This is a genomic window from Streptomyces caniscabiei (genome assembly GCF_014930365.1).
In the GTDB taxonomy this organism is placed as follows: domain Bacteria; phylum Actinomycetota; class Actinomycetes; order Streptomycetales; family Streptomycetaceae; genus Streptomyces; species Streptomyces caniscabiei.
In genome coordinates, this window is record NZ_JABXWI010000004.1 from 61,453 (window position 1) to 84,039 (window position 22,587).

At 72.2% G+C, this 22,587-nt stretch carries 22 protein-coding genes and 1 pseudogene; 9 read left to right on the forward strand and 14 right to left on the reverse strand.

Translation table 11 applies throughout. The annotated features are described in order from the left end of the window. Positions 1–336 precede the first annotated feature (336 nt). A complete protein-coding gene (locus tag HW837_RS12000) occupies positions 337–528 on the reverse strand; it encodes a hypothetical protein (protein ID WP_045563110.1) in 192 nt (63 codons plus the stop codon). Positions 529–763: 235 nt separating this feature from the next. On the opposite strand from HW837_RS12000, the gene HW837_RS12005 reads away from it, so the two are divergent. Further along, positions 764–934 (forward strand): DUF5670 family protein, encoded by a 171-nt coding sequence (locus tag HW837_RS12005; protein WP_045563097.1) that lies wholly within the window; start codon positions 764–766, stop codon positions 932–934. A 127-nt stretch (positions 935–1,061) separates the two neighbouring features. Here HW837_RS12005 and HW837_RS49575 read toward each other — a convergent pair whose 3' ends face one another. The 7 genes and pseudogenes from HW837_RS49575 to HW837_RS12030 all read right to left on the reverse strand — a co-directional run bounded on the left by HW837_RS49575 (position 1,062) and on the right by HW837_RS12030 (position 6,555). Beyond that, positions 1,062–1,190 carry a hypothetical protein gene (locus HW837_RS49575; protein ID WP_269153542.1) on the reverse strand — a complete coding sequence of 43 codons (129 nt, stop codon included), beginning with the start codon at positions 1,188–1,190 and terminating at the stop codon, positions 1,062–1,064. Between the two features lie 542 nt (positions 1,191–1,732). Continuing rightward, complete coding sequence (locus HW837_RS48570) at positions 1,733–1,975, reverse strand: hypothetical protein (RefSeq protein ID WP_237270148.1); 243 nt, start codon at positions 1,973–1,975, stop codon at positions 1,733–1,735. Between the two features lie 52 nt (positions 1,976–2,027). Beyond that, positions 2,028–2,789: pseudogene (locus HW837_RS50335) on the reverse strand (MsnO8 family LLM class oxidoreductase); the annotation flags it as partial. 69 nt (positions 2,790–2,858) lie between these two features. After that, the gene (locus HW837_RS12015; protein WP_193379782.1) at positions 2,859–3,374 is read right to left on the reverse strand and encodes a flavin reductase family protein; all 516 of its coding nucleotides are present in this window, start codon (positions 3,372–3,374) and stop codon (positions 2,859–2,861) included. After that, entirely contained in the window at positions 3,371–4,711 is a 1,341-nt protein-coding gene (locus tag HW837_RS12020; RefSeq protein WP_045563100.1) for an NtaA/DmoA family FMN-dependent monooxygenase, read from the reverse strand. The genes HW837_RS12015 and HW837_RS12020 overlap by 4 nt, the downstream gene beginning before the upstream one ends. A 208-nt stretch (positions 4,712–4,919) precedes the next feature. Further along, positions 4,920–5,657 (reverse strand): NADPH-dependent F420 reductase, encoded by a 738-nt coding sequence (locus tag HW837_RS12025; RefSeq protein WP_045563101.1) that lies wholly within the window; start codon positions 5,655–5,657, stop codon positions 4,920–4,922. 304 nt (positions 5,658–5,961) lie between these two features. Further along, the gene (locus HW837_RS12030; RefSeq protein WP_045561985.1) at positions 5,962–6,555 is read right to left on the reverse strand and encodes a TetR/AcrR family transcriptional regulator; all 594 of its coding nucleotides are present in this window, start codon (positions 6,553–6,555) and stop codon (positions 5,962–5,964) included. 671 nt (positions 6,556–7,226) lie between these two features. On the opposite strand from HW837_RS12030, the gene HW837_RS12035 reads away from it, so the two are divergent. Then, positions 7,227–8,447 (forward strand): metallophosphoesterase, encoded by a 1,221-nt coding sequence (locus tag HW837_RS12035; RefSeq protein ID WP_193379781.1) that lies wholly within the window; start codon positions 7,227–7,229, stop codon positions 8,445–8,447. Positions 8,448–8,619: 172 nt separating this feature from the next. On the opposite strand, the gene HW837_RS12040 is transcribed toward HW837_RS12035, so the two are convergent. Further along, positions 8,620–9,834, reverse strand: a complete 1,215-nt coding sequence (locus HW837_RS12040) for an acyl-CoA dehydrogenase family protein (protein WP_045561982.1) — start codon at positions 9,832–9,834, stop codon at positions 8,620–8,622. Between the two features lie 117 nt (positions 9,835–9,951). Between HW837_RS12040 and HW837_RS12045 the strand changes: the two genes are divergently transcribed. The 6 genes from HW837_RS12045 to HW837_RS12070 all read left to right on the forward strand — a co-directional run bounded on the left by HW837_RS12045 (position 9,952) and on the right by HW837_RS12070 (position 16,961). Beyond that, positions 9,952–10,812 carry an enoyl-CoA hydratase/isomerase family protein gene (locus HW837_RS12045; RefSeq protein ID WP_045561981.1) on the forward strand — a complete coding sequence of 287 codons (861 nt, stop codon included), beginning with the start codon at positions 9,952–9,954 and terminating at the stop codon, positions 10,810–10,812. Positions 10,813–10,906: 94 nt separating this feature from the next. Further along, the gene (locus tag HW837_RS12050) at positions 10,907–11,539 is read left to right on the forward strand and encodes a hypothetical protein (RefSeq protein WP_196788854.1); all 633 of its coding nucleotides are present in this window, start codon (positions 10,907–10,909) and stop codon (positions 11,537–11,539) included. After that, positions 11,536–14,211, forward strand: a complete 2,676-nt coding sequence (locus HW837_RS12055; protein ID WP_196788855.1) for a putative PEP-binding protein — start codon at positions 11,536–11,538, stop codon at positions 14,209–14,211. Before HW837_RS12050 ends, HW837_RS12055 begins: the two co-directional genes overlap by 4 nt. Continuing rightward, complete coding sequence (locus HW837_RS12060; protein ID WP_045561979.1) at positions 14,208–15,326, forward strand: acyl-CoA dehydrogenase family protein; 1,119 nt, start codon at positions 14,208–14,210, stop codon at positions 15,324–15,326. Before HW837_RS12055 ends, HW837_RS12060 begins: the two co-directional genes overlap by 4 nt. A gap of 19 nt (positions 15,327–15,345) precedes the next feature. After that, entirely contained in the window at positions 15,346–15,810 is a 465-nt protein-coding gene (locus HW837_RS12065; RefSeq protein ID WP_193382297.1) for a Zn-ribbon domain-containing OB-fold protein, read from the forward strand. Next, positions 15,807–16,961, forward strand: a complete 1,155-nt coding sequence (locus tag HW837_RS12070; RefSeq protein ID WP_045561977.1) for a thiolase family protein — start codon at positions 15,807–15,809, stop codon at positions 16,959–16,961. The genes HW837_RS12065 and HW837_RS12070 overlap by 4 nt, the downstream gene beginning before the upstream one ends. A 32-nt stretch (positions 16,962–16,993) precedes the next feature. On the opposite strand, the gene HW837_RS12075 is transcribed toward HW837_RS12070, so the two are convergent. Beyond that, on the reverse strand, positions 16,994–17,671 hold the full coding sequence (locus HW837_RS12075) for a TetR/AcrR family transcriptional regulator (protein WP_237270149.1): 678 nt from the start codon (positions 17,669–17,671) through the stop codon (positions 16,994–16,996). 145 nt (positions 17,672–17,816) lie between these two features. Here HW837_RS12075 and HW837_RS12080 point away from each other — a divergent pair, with 145 nt between their 5' ends. Then, positions 17,817–18,428: a TetR/AcrR family transcriptional regulator gene (locus tag HW837_RS12080; RefSeq protein WP_045561975.1), complete on the forward strand. Its 612-nt coding sequence runs from the start codon at positions 17,817–17,819 to the stop codon at positions 18,426–18,428. Positions 18,429–18,463: 35 nt separating this feature from the next. Here HW837_RS12080 and HW837_RS12085 read toward each other — a convergent pair whose 3' ends face one another. From HW837_RS12085 to HW837_RS12100, 4 genes are all read right to left on the reverse strand, one after another. Then, positions 18,464–19,918 (reverse strand): 2-oxo acid dehydrogenase subunit E2, encoded by a 1,455-nt coding sequence (locus tag HW837_RS12085; protein ID WP_193382298.1) that lies wholly within the window; start codon positions 19,916–19,918, stop codon positions 18,464–18,466. Positions 19,919–19,923: 5 nt separating this feature from the next. After that, the gene (locus tag HW837_RS12090) at positions 19,924–20,949 is read right to left on the reverse strand and encodes an alpha-ketoacid dehydrogenase subunit beta (RefSeq protein ID WP_045562024.1); all 1,026 of its coding nucleotides are present in this window, start codon (positions 20,947–20,949) and stop codon (positions 19,924–19,926) included. A gap of 5 nt (positions 20,950–20,954) precedes the next feature. Next, complete coding sequence (locus tag HW837_RS12095; protein WP_045561974.1) at positions 20,955–21,971, reverse strand: thiamine pyrophosphate-dependent dehydrogenase E1 component subunit alpha; 1,017 nt, start codon at positions 21,969–21,971, stop codon at positions 20,955–20,957. 96 nt (positions 21,972–22,067) lie between these two features. Further along, positions 22,068–22,523, reverse strand: coding sequence for a VOC family protein (locus tag HW837_RS12100; protein WP_196788892.1), 456 nt, complete (start codon positions 22,521–22,523; stop codon positions 22,068–22,070). Positions 22,524–22,587 lie beyond the last annotated feature (64 nt).

Here is a 22,587-nt window from a genome sequence, read left to right on the forward strand (position 1 = left end):
CAACTCAGCTGGATTGCCGGTCGAGTCGAGGCGACCGTGTTCGTCAGCCCGCGCGACGTCTGCCCGGACGCCATCGGCTTCGCCCGGCTCTCGTACGATCAGGCCCGGACTCTGCTGGATGAGCACGCGGCCGTACGCGGGCCAGGCAGGCCGGGAGCTGGAAGGAGCTCCGGCCGAGCCTGCTGACGTGGCGTGGCGGACGAACGGCGAGAGGCGGGCGACAGCCCTGTCACGGATGCTTCGAACGTCGTGGGGCGCGTATCGCAGCTGCTCGGCCGGGCCCGGTCAGCCCACCCGCGGCGAGGGCGTCGTTGATGCAGGTGTGGATGGCGAGGCTCACCCGTCGCCCGACTTGATCCATGGCCATTGGACGATGCAGACCACGACGGGTGCGACGAACATGGCCAGCAGCCACAAGCCCACGCTCGCCGGCGAGTAGATGTAGTACCGCCAATGCTCCGGCAGGGGCGACGGCGCGAGCAGGAGCGCGATCAGCGCGGCCCATGTGACCAGCACTGCTACTGCCATGCGTGCTGCGGCCATCGCCACGCCCCCTCAACGGTTCTCGTCTCTTCGAATCGGATCATAGGGCGGCTGAGATGATCTCGATGCGGCTGGTGTGATCACGGCGTCCGACCCGGTGGCGAGGTGGACGCGGTGGAGGAACTGGGTTGAGTGCCCGTAAGAGCAGTGAAGAAACCAAGGAAATCGACCGTGTGTTCTCGCATTTGCCGGGCACGAGGAGCGACGGAGGTTGATAACTATGGTTCCCCTGCTTCTCGTTCTTCTGCTGGCTCTGATCCTCTTCGGCGCGGGCTTCGCGCTGAAGGCACTGTGGTGGATCGCCGTCATCGTGCTGGTCGTCTGGCTGCTCGGCTTCGTCATGCGCTCCGCGGACACAGGCGGCCGTAGGGGACGTTGGTATCGCTGGTAGGCGAAGCAGCAGCATGCTTGTGGGCTCCGGATCCACCCGGAGCCCACAAGCACGTCCTGGATCAGGAGAGATCAGGAGAGATCAGGAGATTCTGGCAGGCGGGTCCCCTCGGGGCCCTGTGCGGTGGTCACCGGCCCGGGTGGCGCCAACGACGGTTGTGCCCGGCGCGGTGGAAGTCGATGACCGCGCTGAGCGCGGCGCAGATCAATGGCACGGTGACGAACGCGGCCAACAGCACGCCGCCGGTGTCGGCCACGTCGAGGGCGCGGCCGAGTACGAGGCGGAGAAGGCACCCACGGTTCCGGTCAGCAGGAAACCGGCGGCGCCGCCGGCGAGGAGGCCGACCAGGACGGCTGGAACCCTGGCGGGTGGCGGGTGGCGGGTGGCGGGGAGCGTGTACTCATGTCCCGCAGCGTCGGGCCGCGGCGTACGACGGCGCATCCCCCTGCGGCGGACACCTGCTCTGCTCCCCCGGTTGCGCGCCCCGGGGCCGGGTTACACCGCTGGTGGGTTGCCGGCAGCGCTGCCATCACGGTGGTGGCTCACCGTTCAGCCAGCCCGGGCGGCCCCCGAGTTCGCCACGGCCGCGGCCTCCGAACCGGCCCGCAAGGTCCTCACAGCCGTAGTCGAGGCACTGGCCGGCACGGCCTTGGACGTCCTGCGAGATGCGGATCTGCGGGCCCGCGCCTGGGACCGGCACGCCGCCCGCAGCGAAACTTGCCTGGGCAGTGGTGACGCCCCACAGTTGCACGCCCGCCGTGGGCCCGGCCCACATCCCATGACGCTGGGACGGGGCTGTCAGCAAGCGGCGACGTCGAGGGCTTGGGCCAGCAGGGCACGGGAGTGCGCTCGGGCCGCGGGGGCTGCGATGATGTCCTGGACCATGACTTCGTCGACGCCGGTGGCCTTGGTCATCTGCTCCAGCTGATCCCGTACGGTCTGCGGGCTGCCGGCGAGTTGGCGGGGCCAGCGGCCGTCGGTGATGACGGTGGGGATGTCCTTCTGGTCCTGGCTGAGTTCCCGCTCGGCTTCCTCGACCATGGGAACCCGGGCCGCGGTCCCTTCTCGGGGCCAGGCGTGCCATCAGGGCGGTCCTGGACCAGTTCAGCCGCCTTGCCTCGGCGTCGGTGTCCGCGACCACCGCGCTGACGGAGAGGATGCCGCGGCCTCCGGCCGGCCTGTCGGCCGCGGAGAACGCGCCGTGGCGGAGCAGAGCGCGAGGGACGCCGTCGGGGTTGATGAAGCCCGCGAAGGCGTAGCCGAGGCCGAGTTCGCCGGCCATCCGGGCGCTGGTGCCCGAGGAGCCGAGAATCCACACGTCGGGTCGTGATGCGACACCTGCGGCGGGGTTCAGCCGTGCGAAGGGGTGGTTCACGGGGAAGTGGCCGTTGAAGTGGGCGAGTACTTCCTGGACCTGCTCGGCGAAATCGTCGGCGGGCGGTACGTCACGGTCGCGGCGCAGGGCGAGGTCCACCACGGGGCCCGCGGTGGCGCGGCCGAGGCCGAGGTCGATGCGGCCCGGTGCGAGGGCTTCGAGCTGGAGGAAGGTCTCGGCGACCTTGTAGGGGCTGTAGTGGTTGAGCAGTACCGCGCCGGAGCCGACCCGGATACGAGTGGTGGCGCTCGCGGCCAGGGCGATGAGGATCTCGGGTGCCGAGGAGGCGGTGCTGGCGGCGTCGTGGTGCTCGGCGTACCAGATGCGGTGGTAGCCGAGGTCCTCCGCCTGCCTGGCGGCGTCGACCGAGTCCTTGAGGGCTTGGGATCTGTCACCGCCGGGGGCGACGGTCACGGTGTTTCTGTCCTTGCTGGCAGTCAAGTTGGGGGCGCCGGGAAGGGAAAGGGAGTTCTCCTGCACGCACGGCGTATGAGGGGATACCCGGCAGTCGCGGCGAGGGCTGTGGGGAAGACCGCGCCGCTCAGGTGGTCAGCGGTGCGTGGTCAGCGGCGTGTGCGTACCGAAGGAACGCTGGTGGTAGGTGAGGGGCTCGGGGCCTTCCGTGCCGGGTTCCGCGGCGTGGACGTGGGCGAGCAGGACGGTGTGGTCGCCGGCGGTGACGTATTCGTCGACCTCGGCGGTGATCCACGCCGCCGAGCCGGGCAGGCGGGGCAGGTCCGCGCTGGGCGACCAGATGACGTCGTAGAACTTGTCCCCACCCGGCCGGGTGAAGGCGGCGGCGAGTGCTGCCTGGTGGGTACCGAGGATGTTGAGGCCGAAGCGTCCGGTGCGGCGGACGATCGCGAGGAGTCGGGAGCGGTTGTCCAGGGACACCAGGACCATGGGCGGGGTCAGGGACAGGGAGGCGAAGGCGCTGACCGTGGTGCCGTGCGGGCGGTGGCCGTCCATCGCCGTGACCACGGCGACTGGGGAGGCGACGGCCGCCATGGCGTCACGGAACCGGCGCGCGGACGCGGCGGTGGAGGGCTGGGATGGGCAGGTCATGACCGGGCCGGTTCCGTGACGCGCGGGTCCAGCCCGTACTGCTCGCGGGCGCCCATGTGGTCGCGCAGGGTGGGGCCTTCGTAGTCGAGGTGGAACAGTCCGCGCGCCTGGAGGAGGGGGACGACCTGGTCGACGAAGGCGTCGACGCCGTCGTGGTACCCGTCGATCGCGAGGGAGAAGCCGTCGCAGGCTCCGGCCTCGAACCACCTCTGCATGTGGTCGGCGATGTCGGCGGCGGGGCCGCCCACGACCGGGTGGTAGTCGATGACGCCGTGGGCGAGGACGTCGCGCAGGCTCCAGCCCTCGCGGGCCACTTCCAGGGCGCGGAAGGAGCGCCGGTCGTGCGGGCTGGGCTCGGCGTCGGCCAGCTGGCGTGCGGTCAGCGGCTCGTCGATCTGGTCGTGGGAGAGCGGCAGCCCGATCATCGCGCCGAGGTACTGCACGCGCTGGCGCAGGTCGACGGACTCGTCCAGGAAGCGCCTGCGCTCCAGGGCGGCCTCGCGGGAGGCGGCGACGGCCGGCATGAAACCGGCGAACATCTTCACCTCGTCCGGGTCGCGTCCGGCCCGCTTGGCGGCGTCCCGCAGGGCGCCCCGCTGGGCGATGGCGTCGTCGAGCGTCATCGGGTTGGCGTAGACGCCGTCGGCGAAGCGGCCCGCGAGTTCCAGGCCGTAACCGCCGCCGCCCGCCTGGAAGATGACCGGCTGGCCCTGCTCGGACGGCGGGATGGGCAGCGGGCCACGGGCGGCGACATGGCGGCCCTGGACGTTGACCGGCTGGATCTTGCTCATGTCGGCGAACCGCTTCGCCTCGACGTCGCGGACCCAGGCGTCCTTCTCCCAGCTGCCCCACAGCGCCTGCACGACCTGGACGGTCTCGTGCGCGCGCTCGTACTTCTCCGCGCGGGGCGGGATGCGGCGGCCGAAGTTCGCCGCGGCTGCCGGGTGGGAGGTGGTGACCGCGTTCCAGCCGGCCCGGCCGTGGCTGATCACGTCCAGGGCCTTGAACTGGCGGGCGATGGTGTAGGGCTCGTTGAAGGTGGTGGAGGCGGTGGCGACCAGGCCGATCCGCTCGGTCTCGCGGGCTATCACGGTGAGGACGAGGAGCGGGTCGATGGGGGTGTGCGGGTGCTGGGACTCCAGGTCCACGTCCAGGACCGGGGTGTCCGCGATGAACAGCAGCTGGATCTTGCCGCGCTCGGCGGCCTGTGCGTAGCGCACGAACTGATCCATGTCCGTGTAACTGGACAGGTTCGCCCCGGGCAGCCGCCACGCCCCGGGCTCGGATCCGTAGCCACTGGTGAACTGCATGGCCAGGAGCATCTGCGGGCTTGTCATGGGACGCCTCCGAACGGACGGAAGAAAAAGCGGAGGGCACCTCCGATTACCTTCCCGATAATACGGAGGCAGCCTCCGTATCGCAAAGAGGGCCGCTCGGCGGCAGGGAGGGCCAGGTGTGGCCGATACGTCCGGGCCTCCGCGACTGCGTGTCCGGCGGGCCGCCGCGCGGCGTAACCGCGCGGGGCCGCTCGCCGGGGGCCGGGCGTCAGCGGTGCGCGGCGCGGTTCATCTCGACGACGTCGTCCAGGGTGGGGTTGTCGGGGAGGGCGGCGATCCGCTCGAGCATGCTGTCGCGGACGGCGGCGTCCTTCACGCGGTCGGCCGCGGCCAGGGCGGCGGGGAGTTCATCGAGGGTCAGCTCGGTGCAGTAGGCGGGACCCATCGGCTGCTGGCGCCACGAGTCGACCAGAGCGCCGGCGTCGTAGGGGTCGAAGCCCGTGTCGTCGACCAGGCTCATGGCCACCTTCTTCGCCTCCGCGGAGTCGCCGGCGACCGGGATGGCGATTCGGCCCGGAGTGCCCGCCGGAAGACCTCGGGTGCGCTGGGTCTCGGCCAGGGCGGCGTTCCATGCCTTGACCACGGGCCGGCCGAGGAGCTCGGATGCGTACACGCTCTCCACCTGGCCGCCGTCCTCCACCGCCTCGATCCGCCCGTTGAGGTGCGGGTAGTAGTTCGAAGTGTCGATCACCACGGTCTCGGCGGGGGCCATGGCGATCAGCTCCGCCAGCTTCTCCTGCACCCCGAACGGGATCGCCAGGATGATCGCGTCCCGACCCTGGACCGACGCGTCCAGGGCCACCGCGCGGGCGCCCGCCTCCAGCACCTCGGCCGCGACGGCCTCGGGCCCCCGGGCGTCCGCGACCTGGATGTCGTGACCGGCCAGGCTCAGCTTGCGGGCAAGGTTTCCACCGATCGCCCCAGCGCCTATGACAGTTATTTTCATGGCTTGTCCCTTCGAAGGTTGTGCCGCCCCTGCGGGCGGCCTGATGTGATGACGGCGTGGCCGGACCGCCGGGCCATCGCCCGGTCCTGTCGGGCGCCCGGGTATACCCGCGATCCGGCCCTGAGCTAGTGCCGCGTCAGGCAACGTTTGCCCGTCAAGGAGCGGCGTCCGGTGCGTGCTCTCGGTGTGCCGGCCGAAAGCCCTCGTACTGGATGTACTTGGGTTTTCGGCCGGTGCGGCGAGAGGGCGTGCCGGGCGTCGCGACGGGGCGAACGTTGCCTGACGCGGCACTAGGTGCCGACCGCTAGGCGCGGTCGTCCGGCTCGCGGTATCCGTGGGCGACGAGCGCCCGTAGCCGGTCGACCGACTCCCCCGTGGCGCCGGTGCCCTTGATCCAGGCGACCGAGCAGGCCGCGAGGAACAGGTCGTGGCCCGTCACCGACGGGCGTACGTACCCGGTGCGCTGCGCGGCTCGCACATATGCGTCGGTCGTGGCGATGAGGTCGTCGCAGGGGACGGTGAGCGGATTGCCCGGGTCCTGCGCCCGGGTCGCCGCCATGAGGGGCTCCGGCAGTCCGCTGTAGGCGCTGAGGTAGTCCTCCATCGCCAGCAGCCACTGCGTCAGCGCCGCACCGGCGTCGTCGATGCCGGCGATGTCCTCGCGGCGGGCCACCAGTTCCTGGGTGCGGGCGTGGAGTACGGCCGCCAGCAGGGCCTCACGGGTGGGGAAATGCCGGTACAGCGTTCCGGGCCCGACGCCCGCCTCCTTGGCGACCGCTTCCAGCGACGTACCGACCCCGTCCCGCAGGAAATGGCGCTGGGCGGCCTCCAGAAGGGCCGCGCGATTGCGCTGCACGTCGGCGCGGGGCTTGCGCCCCCGTTGCTCCGCGGCGTCCATGCGCCCTCCTGGACTCTCGGTACGGTGACCCAATCAAAGCGGAGGCTATCTCCGCATTACGTCTACAGTAAAACGGAGGCGCCCTCCGGTCAATTTGGACGTGGCTGCCCGCCCCCATCTGCTGGGGTTCGAGGTGATCGAGTCGGCGTACGCGGGGGACCCGGTGGGTCAAGACAGTGAGGAGCCGCCATGACCAGCCCGCAGAACACCGCGGGTGGGCCTGGGGAAGGTTCATCATGACCATCTCGATCAGCGAGCAGGATGCTGCCCGGCTCGGAGGAGAGGACAGCATCCTGGTGGTCACCAGACGATCCCCGCCGCTCCGAATGGATACGCCGAGCGTTCGCCTTGATCTCCCAGTACATCCGTGACGAGGAGGACGAGCTGCTGCCCCGTATGCGTGACGCGCTCGGCGACCGTCGACTGCGGCACATCGGAGCCGCCTGGGAGGCGGTGCGCGCCGGCGCACCCACTCATCCCCACCCCGCGATCCCGCGGCGCCCGCCCGGCAACGCGCTGAGCGGCCCACCGCTCAGTGTCTTCGACCGGCTACGACAACCCCAGAGAACCCTTCGTCAGTTCAGGGGCCGCTCCTGTGAACGCGGGTCGGTCGGCCCGAGGGCCACCGGATACAGTGCGCCCCAGACGCAGCCTGGTTGAAGAGGGAAAGCGTGACTGACACCAACGACACCCGACCCGTCAGCAGCGAAGCGCGAGCCGCGCGGCAGAGCCGACTGCACCGCCTGATGCGCTACCTCCCCCTGATCGCACCCGTCCTGCTGTGGGCCGTGCCCTGCTGGGTGCTTCTGCACAGCGGCCAGCACTGGCCGCTGCCCGTCACGCTCGGCGGCACCGCTCTGTTCGCCCTCGGCCTCGTCGGCATGCCGTTCGCGATGGCACGCGGCCACGGCCGACGACAGCAGGACGGGGCGGCCATCGTCGGTGACACCCTGCTGGGGAGCAGTTGGGTGCTGTTCACCTGGTCCGTTCTGCTCGGCGTCGCCCTGCGGCTCGTCCTGACCGTGGCCGGCGTCGGTGAGGGTCAGGACCGGGCTCGCATCGTCACGTTCGCCGTCCTCGGCCTGACCGCCGTACTACTCACCTGGGGGTACGTCGAAGCCCGCCGCGTGCCACGCGTACGCCGACTCGACGTGCAACTCCCCCGGCTGGGCGCCGGTTTGGACGGCCTCCGCGTCGTTCTCATCACCGACACCCACTACGGTCCCCTCGATCGCAGTCGCTGGTCGGCACAGGTGTGCGAGACGGTGAACACGCTGGAAGCCGATCTGGTCTGCCACACCGGCGACATCGCGGACGGCACGGCCGAACGCCGCCGTGCCCAGGCCGCCCCACTCGCGACCGTGCGGGCCTCGCGGGCCCGTGTCTATGTCACCGGCAACCACGAGTACTACAGCGAGGCCCAGGGCTGGGTCGATCTGATGGACGAGCTGGGCTGGGAGCCGCTGCGCAACCGCCATGTGCTGCTCGAACGCGGAGGTGACACGCTCGTGGTCGCCGGCGTGGACGACGTCACCGCCGAGTCCTCCGGCCTGGCAGGCCACCGCGCCCATCTCGCCGGCGCCCTCAAGGGCGCCGACCCCGACCTGCCCGTTCTGCTCCTGGCCCACCAGCCGAAGTTCATCGATCGGGCCGCGGCCGCCGGCATCGACCTGCAGCTCTCCGGCCATACCCACGGCGGGCAGATCTGGCCCTTCCACCACCTGGTCCGCATCGACCAGCCGGCCCTCGCCGGCCTCACCCACCACGGCGCCCGCACCCTCCTCTACACCAGCCGCGGCACCGGCTTCTGGGGCCCGCCGTTCCGCGTCTTCGCCCCCAGCGAGATCACCCTCCTCGTGCTCCGATCCCCGAACCTGCCCAGCCAGACGTAGGTCTCGACGGGCCGACACATCGAGCCGGGAGACCTGGCCGGTAGACCCGGCCGGCAGGACTGGCGGGCGGGCGGCGTGCTGCCGCGGTCCGCCGTGGCCCTGCGCAGGTGCCGTGGTGGTCGAGCTCGGCGGCCGTCATCGGGTCCTTCCTGCTCACGGGCCGTCGGCGCCGTCAGTCGGTGGGCTCCGTGGTCGGTCGGCGGTACGGGCGCACGGCACGGCGTGCGATGGCGAAGCGGTGTGTCTCCGACGGGCCGTCGTAGATCCGGAACGGCCGTACCTCTCTGAGCAGGCGGGCCAGTGGGGCGTCGGCGGCCGAGATGCCGAGGGCGCCGCAGATCTGCACCGCGCGGTCGACCACCCGGTTCACGGCCTCCGCCACGAACGTCTTGGACACCGAAGTGAGCTGCGCCGCGGCGGCGGACCCGGTGTCCAGCTCCCACGCGGTGCGCAGGATCAGCGCGCGGCTCGCCTCGATGTCGATCTCGGAGTCGGCCAGCATCTGCTGCACCATGCCGAGGTCCCCGAGGACGGAGCCGAACGCCATGCGGCTGCCCGCCCGTTCCAGTGCGACGTCCTGGGCGCGCCGGGCGGCGCCCAGCCAGCGCATGCAGTGGGTCATACGGGCGGGGCCAAGCCTCACCTGGGCGCCCGCGAAGCCGTGGCCGACCTCGCCGAGCACCTGGTCGTCCCCCACCACACACGCGTCGAAGACGATCTCGCTGTGGCCGGCGAAGAGCGCCTCGTCGAGGGTCTCGATGTCGCGGACGATGCTCATGCCGGGCGTACCGGCGTCGACCAGGAACATGGTGGCGCCGCCCGGGTCGCCCGGCTCGCCGGAGGTGCGGGCCATCACGATGGCGAAGCCGGCGCCGTTGGCCCCGCTGATGAACCACTTGCGTCCGTCGATGCGCCAGCCGCCGGGCACTCGGGTCGCGGTGGTCCGCAGGGCGCGGGGATCGGCGCCGGCTCCCGGTGCCGGCTCGGTCATGGCGAAGCAGGACCGTACATCGCCGGCGGCGAGCGGACGCAGATAGCGCTCCTGCTGCTCCTCGGTGGCCACCTTCTCCAGGAGGTGCATGTTTCCCTCGTCGGGGGCGGCGCAGTTCAGCGCGAGCGGCCCGAGCAGGGAGTAGCCCGCGGCTTCGAACACCATCGCCTGGCCGCGCAGGTCGAGGCCGTGTCCGCCCCACCGGGTGGGCACGTGCGGAGCGAACACGCCCGCCTCTCGGGCGCCTTTCTGCAGGGTCTGCCGTACGTCCTCGGGGGCGTCGTGGACCGACCCGCCGCAGGCGCGCTCGGCCGGTATCACCACCTCGCGCACGAACGCGGAGGTGGCCGCGGCAAGTTGGGCGGTCGTCGGATCGACGTCGAACTGGATGGGCACGGGACCTCCCGCCGAAGGGCGTACGGGCACCGGGTCCCGTCGCGTCTAGAAACTGTATAGCGTCTTCAGTATCTTGCCGAGAGACCCGGCGACGGGAAGACGACAGGAGACACCTCCATGAGCACCTCCCTGAGCAACTCCGCGACCAACTCCGTGAGCCCCGGGCCGGTCCGAGTGGTCCGTCACGCCGACGGCGTCGTCGAGGTGCTGCTGGATGATCCGGGGCGGGGCAACGCCCTGGACCTGGAGACGGCCGAGGCACTGCGGGACGCGACCGCCGAGGTGGCCGCGGACCCGGGCGGCACGGTCCTGCTGCGGTCGGCGGGCGGCACCTTCTGCGTGGGCGGTGACCTGCGCGCCTTCGCCGGCCTCGGCGAGGGGACGGGTGCCTACGTGCATGCCGTGGCGACCGCCGCGCACGCCGCGATACTGACGCTGCACGAACTGCCGGTACCGGTGGTGACCGCCGTGCGCGGCGCCGCCGCGGGCGGCGGTGTCGGCCTCGCCCTGGTGGGCGACATCGTCCTGGCGGCGCGGTCGGCGCGGTTCCGGCTGGCGTACACGGACGTCGGGCTCACCCCGGACTGCGGGGCCTCCTGGTTCCTGCCCCGCCTGGCCGGCCCCCGGCTCGCGGCGGACCTGATCCTGACCAACCGGGTCCTGACCGGCGACGATGCCGAACAGCGCGGTCTGGTCTCCCGTTCCGTGGAGGACGGGGAGTTGGACGCGGCGGCGCACCGCACGGCCGCCGGGCTGGCCGCCGGGGCGGGTGGGGCACTGCGCGCGGCGAAGGGGCTGCTGCGCGGCCGCGACGGGACCGCTCTGGCCTCCCACCTGGCCGAGGAGGCGCGTCAGATCGCGGCCCTGGCGGGCCGGCCGGAGGCGCAGGAGCGCATGGCGTCGTTCCTCGCGGCGCGGGGCCGCGCCCGGGCCGTGGAAGACCGGGACCGGCCCAGGGAGCCGGAAAGTGTTTCTTGATTCCCTCTTCACTAACGGGCCCGTCGGAGCGTAACCTCCGGGCAACACAGGACCGAGGAACCGGTTGCCACAGAACCGGGGAAAAGGTGTGGCGATGCAATCTGCTGCCGTGGACCTTCCGGACGCCTTCGACGAGACGCTGACCGAAGCCGTCGTCGATCTCGTTCTGCGTGGCATGTGGCGCGGCAGGCCCGAGGCCGAGCACCGCCCGTTGGTGGACGCGGGGCTGGCGATGGTGAAGGGTCCGATGGTGCTGCCGACCGAGCGTGCCAAGGCCGTCGCCGCGCGGATCCTGCGGATCTCGCCCGGGTCGGCGCAGGAGGAGCGCATCATCGCGGCGTACGAGGCCTTCCTGCCGGTCAACAGGAAGATCCGCGAGGTGTGCACGGCATGGCAGTGCCGCCCCGACGGCAGCCCCAACGACCACTCCGACAGCGTCTACGACGCCGGGGTGCGCGAGTCTCTGGAGGACGTGCACGAGGCCATCCAGCCCGTGCTGCGCAGACTGGAGCCGGTACTCGAGGGCAGCGGACAGTACGTCACCGCGCTGGAGGAGGCCCTCGACCGCTTCGACGACGGCGAGCCGCAGTGGCTGGCCTCGCCGCTGTGCGACTCGTACCACACCGTGTGGATGCGGCTGCACCAGGAGTTGCTGCTCGTTCTGGGGATCTCCCGGGCCGACGACGAGGCCCGGGAAGAGGAACTGGTCACGAGGAGCCGGGGTTGAGCGTCACCGACCGCGAGCCGGGCCCCGTGGCACGGCCGGAGCCCCCGCTCGCACGGCCGGAGGCTCCGCGCGCACAGCCCGACGCGCCGCTCGCGCAACCCGACGCCCCGCCCGCCACCTCCGAGGCCCCCGGCCGGGTCCTGGTGCCCTACGGGCAGGGTCGGATCAGAGGTCTCGACGCCGTCGAACTGGGCGTGCACGGCGCGGCCATGGACGGGTTGGTGGCCCTCGGGCTGCCGGTCGTCCCGGGGCTCACCGTCCCGGCCGGTGCCTCCACGTCCCTCTGCGAACCCGGCACCGCCCGGGCCGCCGTCGACCTCATCGAACAGCTCTCCGGCCGGCGGATCGGCGACGCGGGCCGCCCCTTGCTGCTGCGTCTGTCGGCGAGCGCGCCGACCGAGATCGCCGGACTGCCGCCCGACCTCGCCTGTCTCGGCGTCACGCCCTCGGCCGCCGACGACCTGTGCGCCGTCATCGGGCGCGCGGACGCCTTGCACGAGGTGTGGGCCGCCGGCGTGCGGATGATCGCCGAGTACGCCCTCGACGTACCCGGCGCGACGCTCGACGACCTGCTCCTCGACACGCCCGAGCCGCGAGCCCGGGTCGAGGCCCTGCTGTCCCTGGTCGCGCGGCACGGCTCCCGGCCCTTCCCCGACGACCCGGCCCAGCAGCTCGCGCTGGCCGCCCGCGCCCTCCTCGCGCGGTGGGACTCACCGCGCGCGCGGAGGTCCCGCAAGGCGCAGCGGCTGCCCGCCGATCTCGGTATCGCCCTGCACGTCCAGGCGCTGCGCATCGGCCCGGCGGACCACTCGGGCTACGGCACGGCGGTCAGCCGCCACCCCGAGACCGGCCGGCTCTCCCCGCAGGGCTCGTTCTTCCGGGGCGTGCGCCGCAGCGCACCCCCACCGCACACCAGTGAGCCGCTGGACCGGCTCGCGGGCGGAACGGCTCTGCTGGAGCACTCCCTGCTCACCCTCGAACGTCATCTGCGCGCGCCCGTCTCCGTCGACTTCGAGGTGCGCGACGACGAGATCTCCCTGCTCGCCGCCTCCGCGCAGCAACGGCCGCCGCTACGGGCCTCGGTGTGCCTGGCCGCCGACCTGGCACGGGACGGCGCGCTCACCCCCGAGGAGGCCGTGCTCCGGATCAGTCCCCCGCAGGTGCAGGAGCTGCTGCACCCCCAACTCCGGCTGACCGGGGGCGAGGAGCTGCTGGTGAAGGGGCTGCCCGCTTCCCCGGGCGCGGCGACCGGTGTGATCGTGCTGTCCAGTGAACGTGCTCTCGAACTGAGCGCGGACGGCGCCCATGTCGTGCTCGTCTGCCATGAGACGACCCCGGCGGACGTCCCGGGCATGCTGGCCTCCGTCGCCGTCCTCACCGGCAGCGGCGGTATCGCCTCGCATGCCGCCGTGGTGGCGCGGGGCGCGGGCACGCCCGCGGTGTGCGGCGCCGAGGGGCTGCGCGTGGACCGGGACGCGGAGACGGTGCGGATCGGGGAGCGGCTGCTGCACGAGGGCGACCCCGTCTCGCTGGACGGCCGTACCGGCGCCGTCTACGCGGGGACGCTCAGCGTCAGTGTCGCCGGACCGCCGCCCGAGCTGTCCACCCTGCTCGACCGCGCGGACGGCATGCGCCGGCTGGGTGTGCGGGTCAACGCCGACACCGCCGCCGAGGTCGACACCGCCGTCACGCTCGGCGCGGAGGGGGTCGGGCTGTGCCGTACGGAGCACCAGTTCCTCGGGGAGCGGCTGCCGCTGGTCCGCCGGGTGATCCTGGCGGCCGACCCGGCCGCCCGCGACGAGGCGCTGGTGGCGCTGGGACAGGCTCAGCACGAGGACTTCAGGGCTCTGCTGGCCGCGGTCGGCGACCGTCCGGTGACCGTGCGCCTGCTGGACGCCCCGCTGCACGAGTTCCTGCCCTCTCCCGGCCAGGCCCTGGACGCGGACGAGGAGCAGCGGGCCGCCGCGCTGCGGGAGGCGAACCCGATGCTCGGGCTGCGGGGCGTAAGGCTGGCACTGCTGCACGAGCGGCTCTACCCCACGCAGGCCGAGGCGCTCTTCGCCGCCTGGGCGGACGTCGCCGCCACCGGGGTCCGGCCCGCGCTGGAGGTGATGATCCCGCTCGTCAGCCTGCCGGAGGAACTGGCCGTCGCCGCCGCGTACGTACGCGGGGCCGCCGAGGCGGTCGCCGCCCGTACCGGGGTGGAGGTTCCCTACCGGTTGGGCACGATGATCGAGACCCCGCGGGCCGCGCTGCTGGCCGGGGAACTCGCCGCACACGCCGAGTTCTTCTCCTTCGGCACCAACGACCTCACCCAGCTGACCTACGGGTTCTCCCGGGACGACGTCGAGCGCCAGGTGCTCGCCACCTACCAGGAGCGCGGCCTGCTGACGGCCAGCCCCTTCGCGCGGCTCGACCCGCACGGTGTGGGCGCCCTGATCGCTCTGGCGGTCGAGCGGGCCCGGAGCGTGCGGCCCGAGATCAAGCTGGGTGTGTGCGGGGAGCACGGCGGCGATCCGGAGTCGATCGCGTTCTGCGACGGCCTCGGCCTCGACTACGTGTCCTGTTCCGCGCATCGCGTGCCGGTGGCCCGGATGGCGGCCGCGCACAGTGCCCTGCGCGCGCGGCGTGACGAGGACGAGAGCGGGAACAGAAGCGGGAGCACACGATGACGAGCGCCCTGACGGACGGCCCGGCCGTGTCGGATGCCGAACTGGACGACCTGCGCGAGACCGTACGGTCGGTGTGCGCGGACGCCGGAGGCACCGCGGCGGTCCGCAGGCAGCCCGAGCACTCCCCCGGCATCGACGCCGAGCTGTGGGACACCCTCGGCCGGCAGGTCGGCCTCGCGGCCCTCGGGCTGCCCGAGCCGGCCGGAGGCATCGGCGGTCTCGCCGAGATCGCCGTGGTCTGCGAGGAGTTGGGCAGGACGCTGGCACCGGTACCGCTGCTGTCGTCCACCGTGCTGGCCGGGCAGGTGCTGGCCGGTTGCGGTACGGCCGACAAGGCGCTCGCCGAACTGGCCGGGGGCACGGTGCACGCCCTGGCGGTCGTCGCGGCGGACGGCACATGGCGGCCCGGCTCGGTGCCGGTGGCCGTCTCCTGGCAGGGCGGCGTCCCGATCCTCGACGGCACGGCTCCGTTCGTCCTGGACGGCGCCGACGCCCGGGCCCTCGTGGTGGCCGCCACGGGAACCGACGGGGTCGACCTCTTCCTTCTCGACCCGGGCGGGCCGGGGGTCACGGTTCGCCGGGTGCCCACCCTGGACCTCAGCCGGGGCCAGGCTGTGGTCACCTTCTCCGGTGCCCGGGCCCGGCCCCTGACCGCCGGAGGCGAGGGGGCGGAGGTCGTCTCCCGCGCCCTGGACGTGGCCCTGGTCGCCCTGGCCGCCGAGCAACTCGGCGGCGCGCAGGCCGCGTTGGACATGACGGTGGCCCATGTGCGGGACCGTACCCAGTTCGGCAGGGCGATCGGCGGCTTCCAGGCGGTCAAGCACACCTGCGCCGACATGCTGCTCCAGGTCGAGGGCGCGCGGTCGGCGGTGGTGCGCGCCGTCCGGGCTGCCGACTCGCGCGAAGCGCTGGCGGAGGCGGCGGCGGTCGCACAGGCCTGGGCCTGCGAGGCCTTCGTGTCCGTCACCGCCGAGTGCGTGCAGTTGCACGGCGGCATGGGCTTCACCTGGGAACACGACGCACATCTGTACTTCCGGCGCGCCCAGTCCGACGCCGTCCTGCTGGGCGGCGCCGCACATCACCGGGAACGGCTGGCCGGGCTGCTGGGCTGGTGACGTGGAAGGCGGAACCGCTATGACCACCCGACTCATCGACGACTCGCTGTTCGACGACGGGGCCGACAGGGCCGACGGGGCCGAGGGGGCAGAGGGGGCAGAGGGGGCGCCACCGCGACTCGTGGGCGCCCGCTGCTCCGCGTGCGGCACCGTCGTCTTCCCCCGGCAGGACTCCTGCCCCAGGTGCTCGGACGGGCACATGGCCGGCCATGTGCTGCCGGTGAACGGGCGGGTGTGGTCGTGGACGCTCCAGGCGTTCCGGCCCAAACCGCCGTACCGGCCGCCGGCCGGCGGTCACCGGCCCTACCACGTCGGCTATGTGGACCTCGGTGAGGTGCTGGTCGAGGCGCGGCTCGCGGTTCCCCGCGCGCAGATACGGATCGGGCTGCCGGTGCGGCTCACCACGGTGCCCGCGTACCACGACGAGGACGGGACCGAGGTCCTGACCTTCGCGTTCCGCCCGGATCCCGAAGGGGAGCGATGAGCCGCAGCGAGGACGTCTACGTGGTCGGATGCGGGATGCATCCCTTCGGCCGCGACGAGGATGTCACCGGCATGGACATGGCCGAGCGTGCGGTACGCGAGGCGCTGGCCGACGCCGGGGTCTCCTGGGCGGACATCGACTACGCGGTCGGCGGCTCCGACGTCTCCGGCAAGCCCGACACGCTGGTGGGCCGACTGGGACTGACCGGGGTGCCGTTCGTCAATGTGCAGAACGGCTGCGCCACCGGTGCCTCCACCGTCCTCACCGTGGCCAACGCCCTCCGCGCGGGCGAGGCGTCCCTGGGGCTGGCGGTGGGCTTCGACAAGCACGAACGGGGCGCCTTCCACGTCTCCGCGGCCCGCTACGGCCTGGGCGACTGGTACGCCGAGACCGGCATGATGCTGACCACCCAGTTCTTCGCCCTGAAGACCCAGCGGTATCTGCACGAGCACGGGATCTCGGAGCGGGCGCTGGCGGCGGTCGCCGCGCGCGCCTTCCGCAACGGCTCCCGACACCCCCTGGCGTGGCGGCGCAAGCCGCTGACGGAGCGGGAGATCCTGGACTCCGCCGAGGTCAGTCCCCCGCTCACCCAGTACATGTTCTGCTCACCGGGCCAGGGCGCGGCGGCGCTGGTCCTGGCGCGCGGCGACCGCGCCTTCGACCTGTGCGAGCGCCCGGTGCGGCTGGCGTCGTTGGCCTTCCGTACCCGGCGGTTCGGCTCGTTCGAGGTGTTCTCGCCCTGGCTGCCGCCGGGTCCGCACCGCAGCCCCAGCGTCGACGCCGCCGAGGCGGCCTTCCACACGGCCGGCGTACGGCCCGAAGACGTACGGGTCGCGCAGTTGCAGGACACCGACAGCGGCTCGGAGCTGATCCACCTGGCGGAGACCGGCCTGTGTGGGCACGGCGAACAGGAAGAGCTGCTGGCCCGCGGGGACACCGATCCCACGGGGCGTATCCCGGTCAACACCGACGGCGGCTGCCTGGCCGGCGGTGAGCCCGTCGGTGCCTCGGGGCTGCGCCAGTTCCACGAGGTCGTACGGCAGTTGCAGGGCCGGGCGCCGGGCGCGCAGGTGCCGGGCGCTCCCCGGGTGGGCTTCACCCATGTGTACGGGGCTCCCGGGATCAGCGCCTGCTCGGTCCTCACGGTGTGAGAGGCGGCGGCGCGTGAAGGGCCAGGACCGTCTCAGGCCCGTGCCGTGGACTTGGAGGGGGACGAGGCCGGGGCCGGTTCCTGCTCGGTGGCGACGATGCGCAGGGCGAGTTCCCTGACCGCCTCCAGCACGGACCGGGACGGCATCCGGGACAGCGGCCCGCCTTCCGCCCGCAGTGCCGTGACGAGCATGGTCGTACTGATCAGCGTGCGGACGGCGAGCGCCTGCGCCGCGTGCCGGGCCTTGGCCGCCCGGGGGCTGCGGGTGGTGCCCTCGGGCAGGTAGTCGTACCCGCGCTGGATGTGCCGCTGTTCGAACTCGTCGCGGAGCGCCTTGACATTGCCGCTGGCGGAGGCCGTCTGCACCTGGTAGAGGCGGGCCTCGTCCGGGTTCTGCTCCACCCAGTCCCACACGGCGTCGATGACGCGCAGCAGCCCCTCCGCGTCACCCGGCTCGGACTCCGGCCGGGCGGCCTCCACGACCGCGTTCAGCTGGTCGAAGACCCGCCGCATGGCGAGTTCGAGCAGTTCCTCCTTGCCGTCGAAGTGGTAGTAGACGGCCGTCGGCACCACCTGGGCCTCGGCCGCGATGTCCTGGATGCTGGTCTCCGCGAAGCCGTTGCGGCCGAAGACCCGGACGGCGGCGGTGATGATGTGCTGCCGTCGCGAGGGGCGGTGGGCGGGCTGCTTGCCGTTCTTCGTGGTGGCCATCATGCTCCCCTGGCGACTGCCGCGGACCCGCGTCCGCGAGCCCCTGTGTACTGACCATGCTATCCAGTAACTCCGACCGGCCGACGGCGTCATTCCTGCTACGCCAGTGCAGCCAGGGCACGGATGTCCCGGCATACTTGACATCATGACGACATCCAAGGCCCGCGCCGCTCACCGTCCGTCGCGCAAGCAGTGGGTGATCGAGGCCGCCACGGAGCTGTTCGCCACGCAGCCGCCGGACGAGGTGACGGTGGCCGACATCGCCGCCCGCGCGGAGATGACCTCGGCGGCGGTGTACTACCACTTCTCCTCCAAGGACCAGGTCCTGGCGGAGGGCATGCGGGTGTTCGCCGACGCGCTGCGCGAGCAGTTGCGGACGCTCGCCGACGCGCACGAGCCCGGCTCCGACATCGGGCCGGCGGTCACCACACTGCTGGCCTGGCTGGGCGAGCACCGGTCCGCCGCCACCGTGTTCTTCGTGTCGTCGGCCGGCATGAGCCAGGAGGCGGAGGCGCTCCGCCTGGAAAGCCGTACGAACCTGTTGGCCGAACTGGTGCGGCTGATCCACAAGGCCCGCGAGTCGGTCACCGAGGCGGAGGCGGCCGTGATCGGCCTGGGCCTGCTGGCGCTGCTGGAGACCGCTGCCATCTCCCAGGTCCGGGGCGACGACGTGTACCGGTCGCTCGGGCACCGCTCGTTCGTCCGCGAGGTCGACCGGCTCGCGGAGCGGATCGCCGACGCGGCGGTGGCCGGATAGTCCGGCGGTGGCCGGGCAGCAACCCGGCCACCGGGTCACACCAGCAGACGCAGGGGCTTGCTCAGCAGCTCCGCGACCGTACGCAGGTACTCGGCAGCGGGTGCCCCGTCGACGGCGCGGTGGTCGAACGTGAGGCTCAGGGTGAGCACCCGTGTCCGCAGCGGCCGGTCGTCGCTCCACTCGACGCCGTCCCTGAGTCTGCCCACCCCGAGGATCGCCACGTTGCCCGGGTTGATCACCGGCGTGAAGAAGTCGACGCCGTAGCCGCCCAGCGACGTGACGGTGAAGGTGGCGCCCTCCAACTGGGCCGGGGAGATCCGCCCCTCGCGCGCCGCCTCGGCCAGGGCCCTCGACCGGCGGGCGATCTCGGGCAGCGGCAGCGCCCCCGCGTCCTCGATGACCGGGACCATCAGGCCGCCCGGAACGGCCACGGCGAACCCCAGGTGGATGTCGTCGAGCAGATGGACGCCGTCCTCGCGCACCGTCGCGTTGAGCAGCGGGTGCTCGCGCAGGGCCAGGGCGGCGGCCTTCAGCAGGAAGTCGTTGAGGCCGGGCACGGGCAGGCCGCTGTCGGCCCACTCCTCCTTGAGGCGGTCCCGCAGGGTCACCACGGCGTCCATCCGCACCTCGTACCCGTGCGTCAGTTGCGCCATCTCCTGGAGGCTGGCGTGCATCCGGCGGGCAATGGTGCCGCGCATCCCGGTCAGCGGGAGGACGTCTCCGGGGCGGGGGGCGGTGTGCCGGGGTGCGACGCTCCGGCGGGCGGGTGCCGGTTCGAGCGCCGGGCCGAGCACATCGAGGTCGGACCTGCGGATCCGGCCGCCGGGCCCGGTGCCGTTCACCTCCGACAGCTCGATCCCCCGCTCCTTCGCCAGCCGGCGGACCAGCGGCGAGACGGGAAGGACAGAGGGAAGGAAGGGGTCGGCGGACAGGACCGCGGGCGACTTCTGGGCCACCGCCGGGGCGGGGGCAGCGGCAGCGGCGAGGAACTCCTCCACGTCCTCGGAGACGATCCGGCCGCCGGGTCCGGTGCCGCGTACGGCGGTGAGGTCGACGCCGGCCCCGGACGCCACCCGTCGGGCGTTCGGTGAGGCCAGGAGCCGGTCTCCGGGCCCGAGGGTGGCCGGCTGCCCGTTGCGGGAGGGTGCGGCCGTACCGCTGCTCCCGGACACGGCAGCCGCCGTCGCCTCAGCCGTGTCACCGGCCCCGGCCCCGCCCGGCATCGGCGTACCGCCCGGGTCCGGCGGCTGCTCGCCCTCGGCCAGCAGCCAGCCGATGAGGGCCCCGGCGGGGACGGTGGACCCGGCCGGGACCACCGGGTGGAACAGTCCCCCGGCCTCCGCCTCCACATCCACGTCGACCTTGTCGGTGGCCAGTCGCAGCAGCGCGTCGCCCTCGGCGACGGCGGTGCCGGTGGGCACGAGCCATTCGTCGATCGTGCCTTCCTGCATGGTCAGGCCGATCTTCGGCAGCAGAACCTCGACCGCCACGTCGGTCACGACCTTTCGAGGAGGCGCCGGCAGCCCTGGGCGATCCGGTCGCGATCGGGAACGTAGGCCTTCTCCAGGACCGGGGAGAAGGGCACCGGAGAGAAGGGGGCGCCGATGCGCAGGACGGGGGCGTCGAGGTGGTCGAAGGCGGCGTCCTGGATCTGTGCGGCGATCTCCGCTCCGAGTCCGCCGAAGGTGACGGCCTCGTGCACCACGAGCACGCGGTTGGTGCGGCGGACGGAGGCGAACATGGTCTCGGTGTCCAGGGGCTGCACGGTGCGAGGGTCGATCACCTCGATCTCCACGCCCTCGGCGGCGAGTTCGTCGGCCGCCGCGAGGGCCTCCCCCACCATCCGGCCCAGGGCGATCACGGTGACGTCGGAGCCGTGCCGGGCGGTGTGCGCCTGGCCGAGCGGGATGCCGTAGATCTCCTCGGGCACCTCGCAGGCGCTGCCGAGGAGGACCTTGTTGAGCATGACGACGACCGGGTTGTCGTCCCGGATGGCCGAGACGGTCAGGCCCTTGGCGGTGTACGCGTCGCTCGGCATCACCACCTTCAGGCCGGGCACATGGGCGAGCCAGGCCTCCAGGCTCTGGCTGTGCTGGGCGGCGGCGCCCAGGCCCGCCCCGGAGGCGGTGGTGATGGTGAGCGGCACGGAGACGGAGCCGCCGAACATGTACTTCATCTTGGCGGCCTGGTTGACGATCTGGTCGAGGCAGACGCCGATGAAGTCCATGAACATCAGGTCGACGACGGGACGCAGTCCGCGAGCGGCGGCCCCTACCCCGAGGCCGACGAGGGCGGCCTCGGAGATGGGGGTGTCGATCATGCGGCGGGGGCCGAACTCGTCGAGCAGGTTGTCGAACATACGGAAGACGCCGCCGTATCCGGCCACGTCCTCGCCGGCGACGAAGACGTTCTCGTCCTCGCGCATGGCCTGGGCGAGTCCTTCGTTGAAGGCCTTGACGTAGGACAGTTTGCGGGCCGTGCTGTTCGGGGCGACGGCCTGTGCTTCGGTGCGGGTGGTCATGGCGGTCATCCCGAGTAGACGTTGAGCAGCAGGTCGGCGGTGTCGGGCAGCGGGCTCGCCTCGGCGTACGCGATGGCCTCGGCGATCTCGTCGCGGGTGCGCTGCCAGGTGTCGTCCAGCTCCGCGCGGGTGGCGGTGCCGTCGGCGACGGCCCGGGTCTCGATCAGGTCGATGGGGTCGCGGGCCTTCCACTCGGCGACCTCGTCGTCCGAGCGGTAGGGGTGGCGCAGTCCCTTGACGCCCTGATGGTCGAAGAAGCGGTAGGTCTTGGCCTCGATCATCATCGGGCCCCCGCCGGACCGGGCCCGTTCGACGGCTTCGACGGCGGCGCGGTGGACGGCGACCGCGTCCATGCCGTCGACGATCACGCTGGGCATGCCGTAGGCGGCGGCCCGGTCGGCCACGTCGGTGAGGAGCATGTGCTTGGACTGTGGCGTGAATTCGGCGTAGCCGTTGTTCTCGCAGACGAAGACGACGGGCAGGTCGAGGATGGCGGCCATGTTGGCGCCCTCGTGGAAGGCGCCGATGTTGGTGGCGCCGTCGCCGAAGAAGGTGACGGCCACGCTGTCCTCGCCCTTGTACCGGGCGGCGAAGGCGGCGCCCACCGCGATCGGGACGCCCGCTCCGACGATGCCGTTGGCGCCGAGCATGCCTCGGGTGAGGTCGTTGATGTGCATGCTTCCGCCGCGGCCGAGACAGGCGCCGGTGACGCGGCCGTACAGCTCGGCGTACATCTCCCGCAGGCCGACGCCCTTGGCCACGGCGTGCCCGTGGCCGCGGTGGGTGGAGGTGATCTGGTCGTCGTCGCGCAGGGCGGCCATCACGCCGGCGGCCACGGCTTCCTGGCCGACGTAGAGATGCAGGAAGCCGGGGAGTTTGCCCGCCTCCATGAGTTTGCCCGCCTCGGTCTCGAACAGCCGGATGCGCACCATGCGCTCATGCAGATCCTTGATGACCTGTGCGGACAGAACCTTGCTGACCTGCGCGGATTCTTCTGACGCCGTCGACGCTCGTTGAGCCATCGTCCGCCCCTTCGCCCGAGGGAGGTTGCCAAGCAATCGGACTTACTTGTGTCGGTCTACAGTAACCAACACGGGGCACCTTACTGAACAGCGTCTCTAATTACTACGCCCCGCACCGGGGTCTTGCGGGCGGGCGTCCACGAGCTCGACGACGTTGCCCTCCGGATCCGACCAGAAGCTGACGCGCCGCCCCCGCGCCTGGACTACGGCCGGGTCCGACAGCGGCCGGGCGCCCACGGCCGTCAGCGCCGTCACCACGGGGTCCATGTCGTCGAAGTGGAAGGTCAGATACGACAGCCCCATGCGCCCGGCCGGCCCGAGCACCTCGTACGCCGGCGCCACGGGCGACGAGGGAAGAAGCAACTTGACACACCCTCCGCAGGGCGCCTGGAGCCAGACCACGACCAGCTCGCCACCCAGCCCGGCCGGACCACCGACGGACTCCGGCACGCGCGTGCGGCGTACCGCGCGACAACCGAGCACGTCACCGTAGAAACGCTCCATCACCACCAAGTCCCGTACCACCACGCCCACCTCGAACGGCCGCGTCATCACCACCACACGCACCCCCACGGGACACCGAGCCTCGACTTCTCCACTTTCTATTGACAGACCA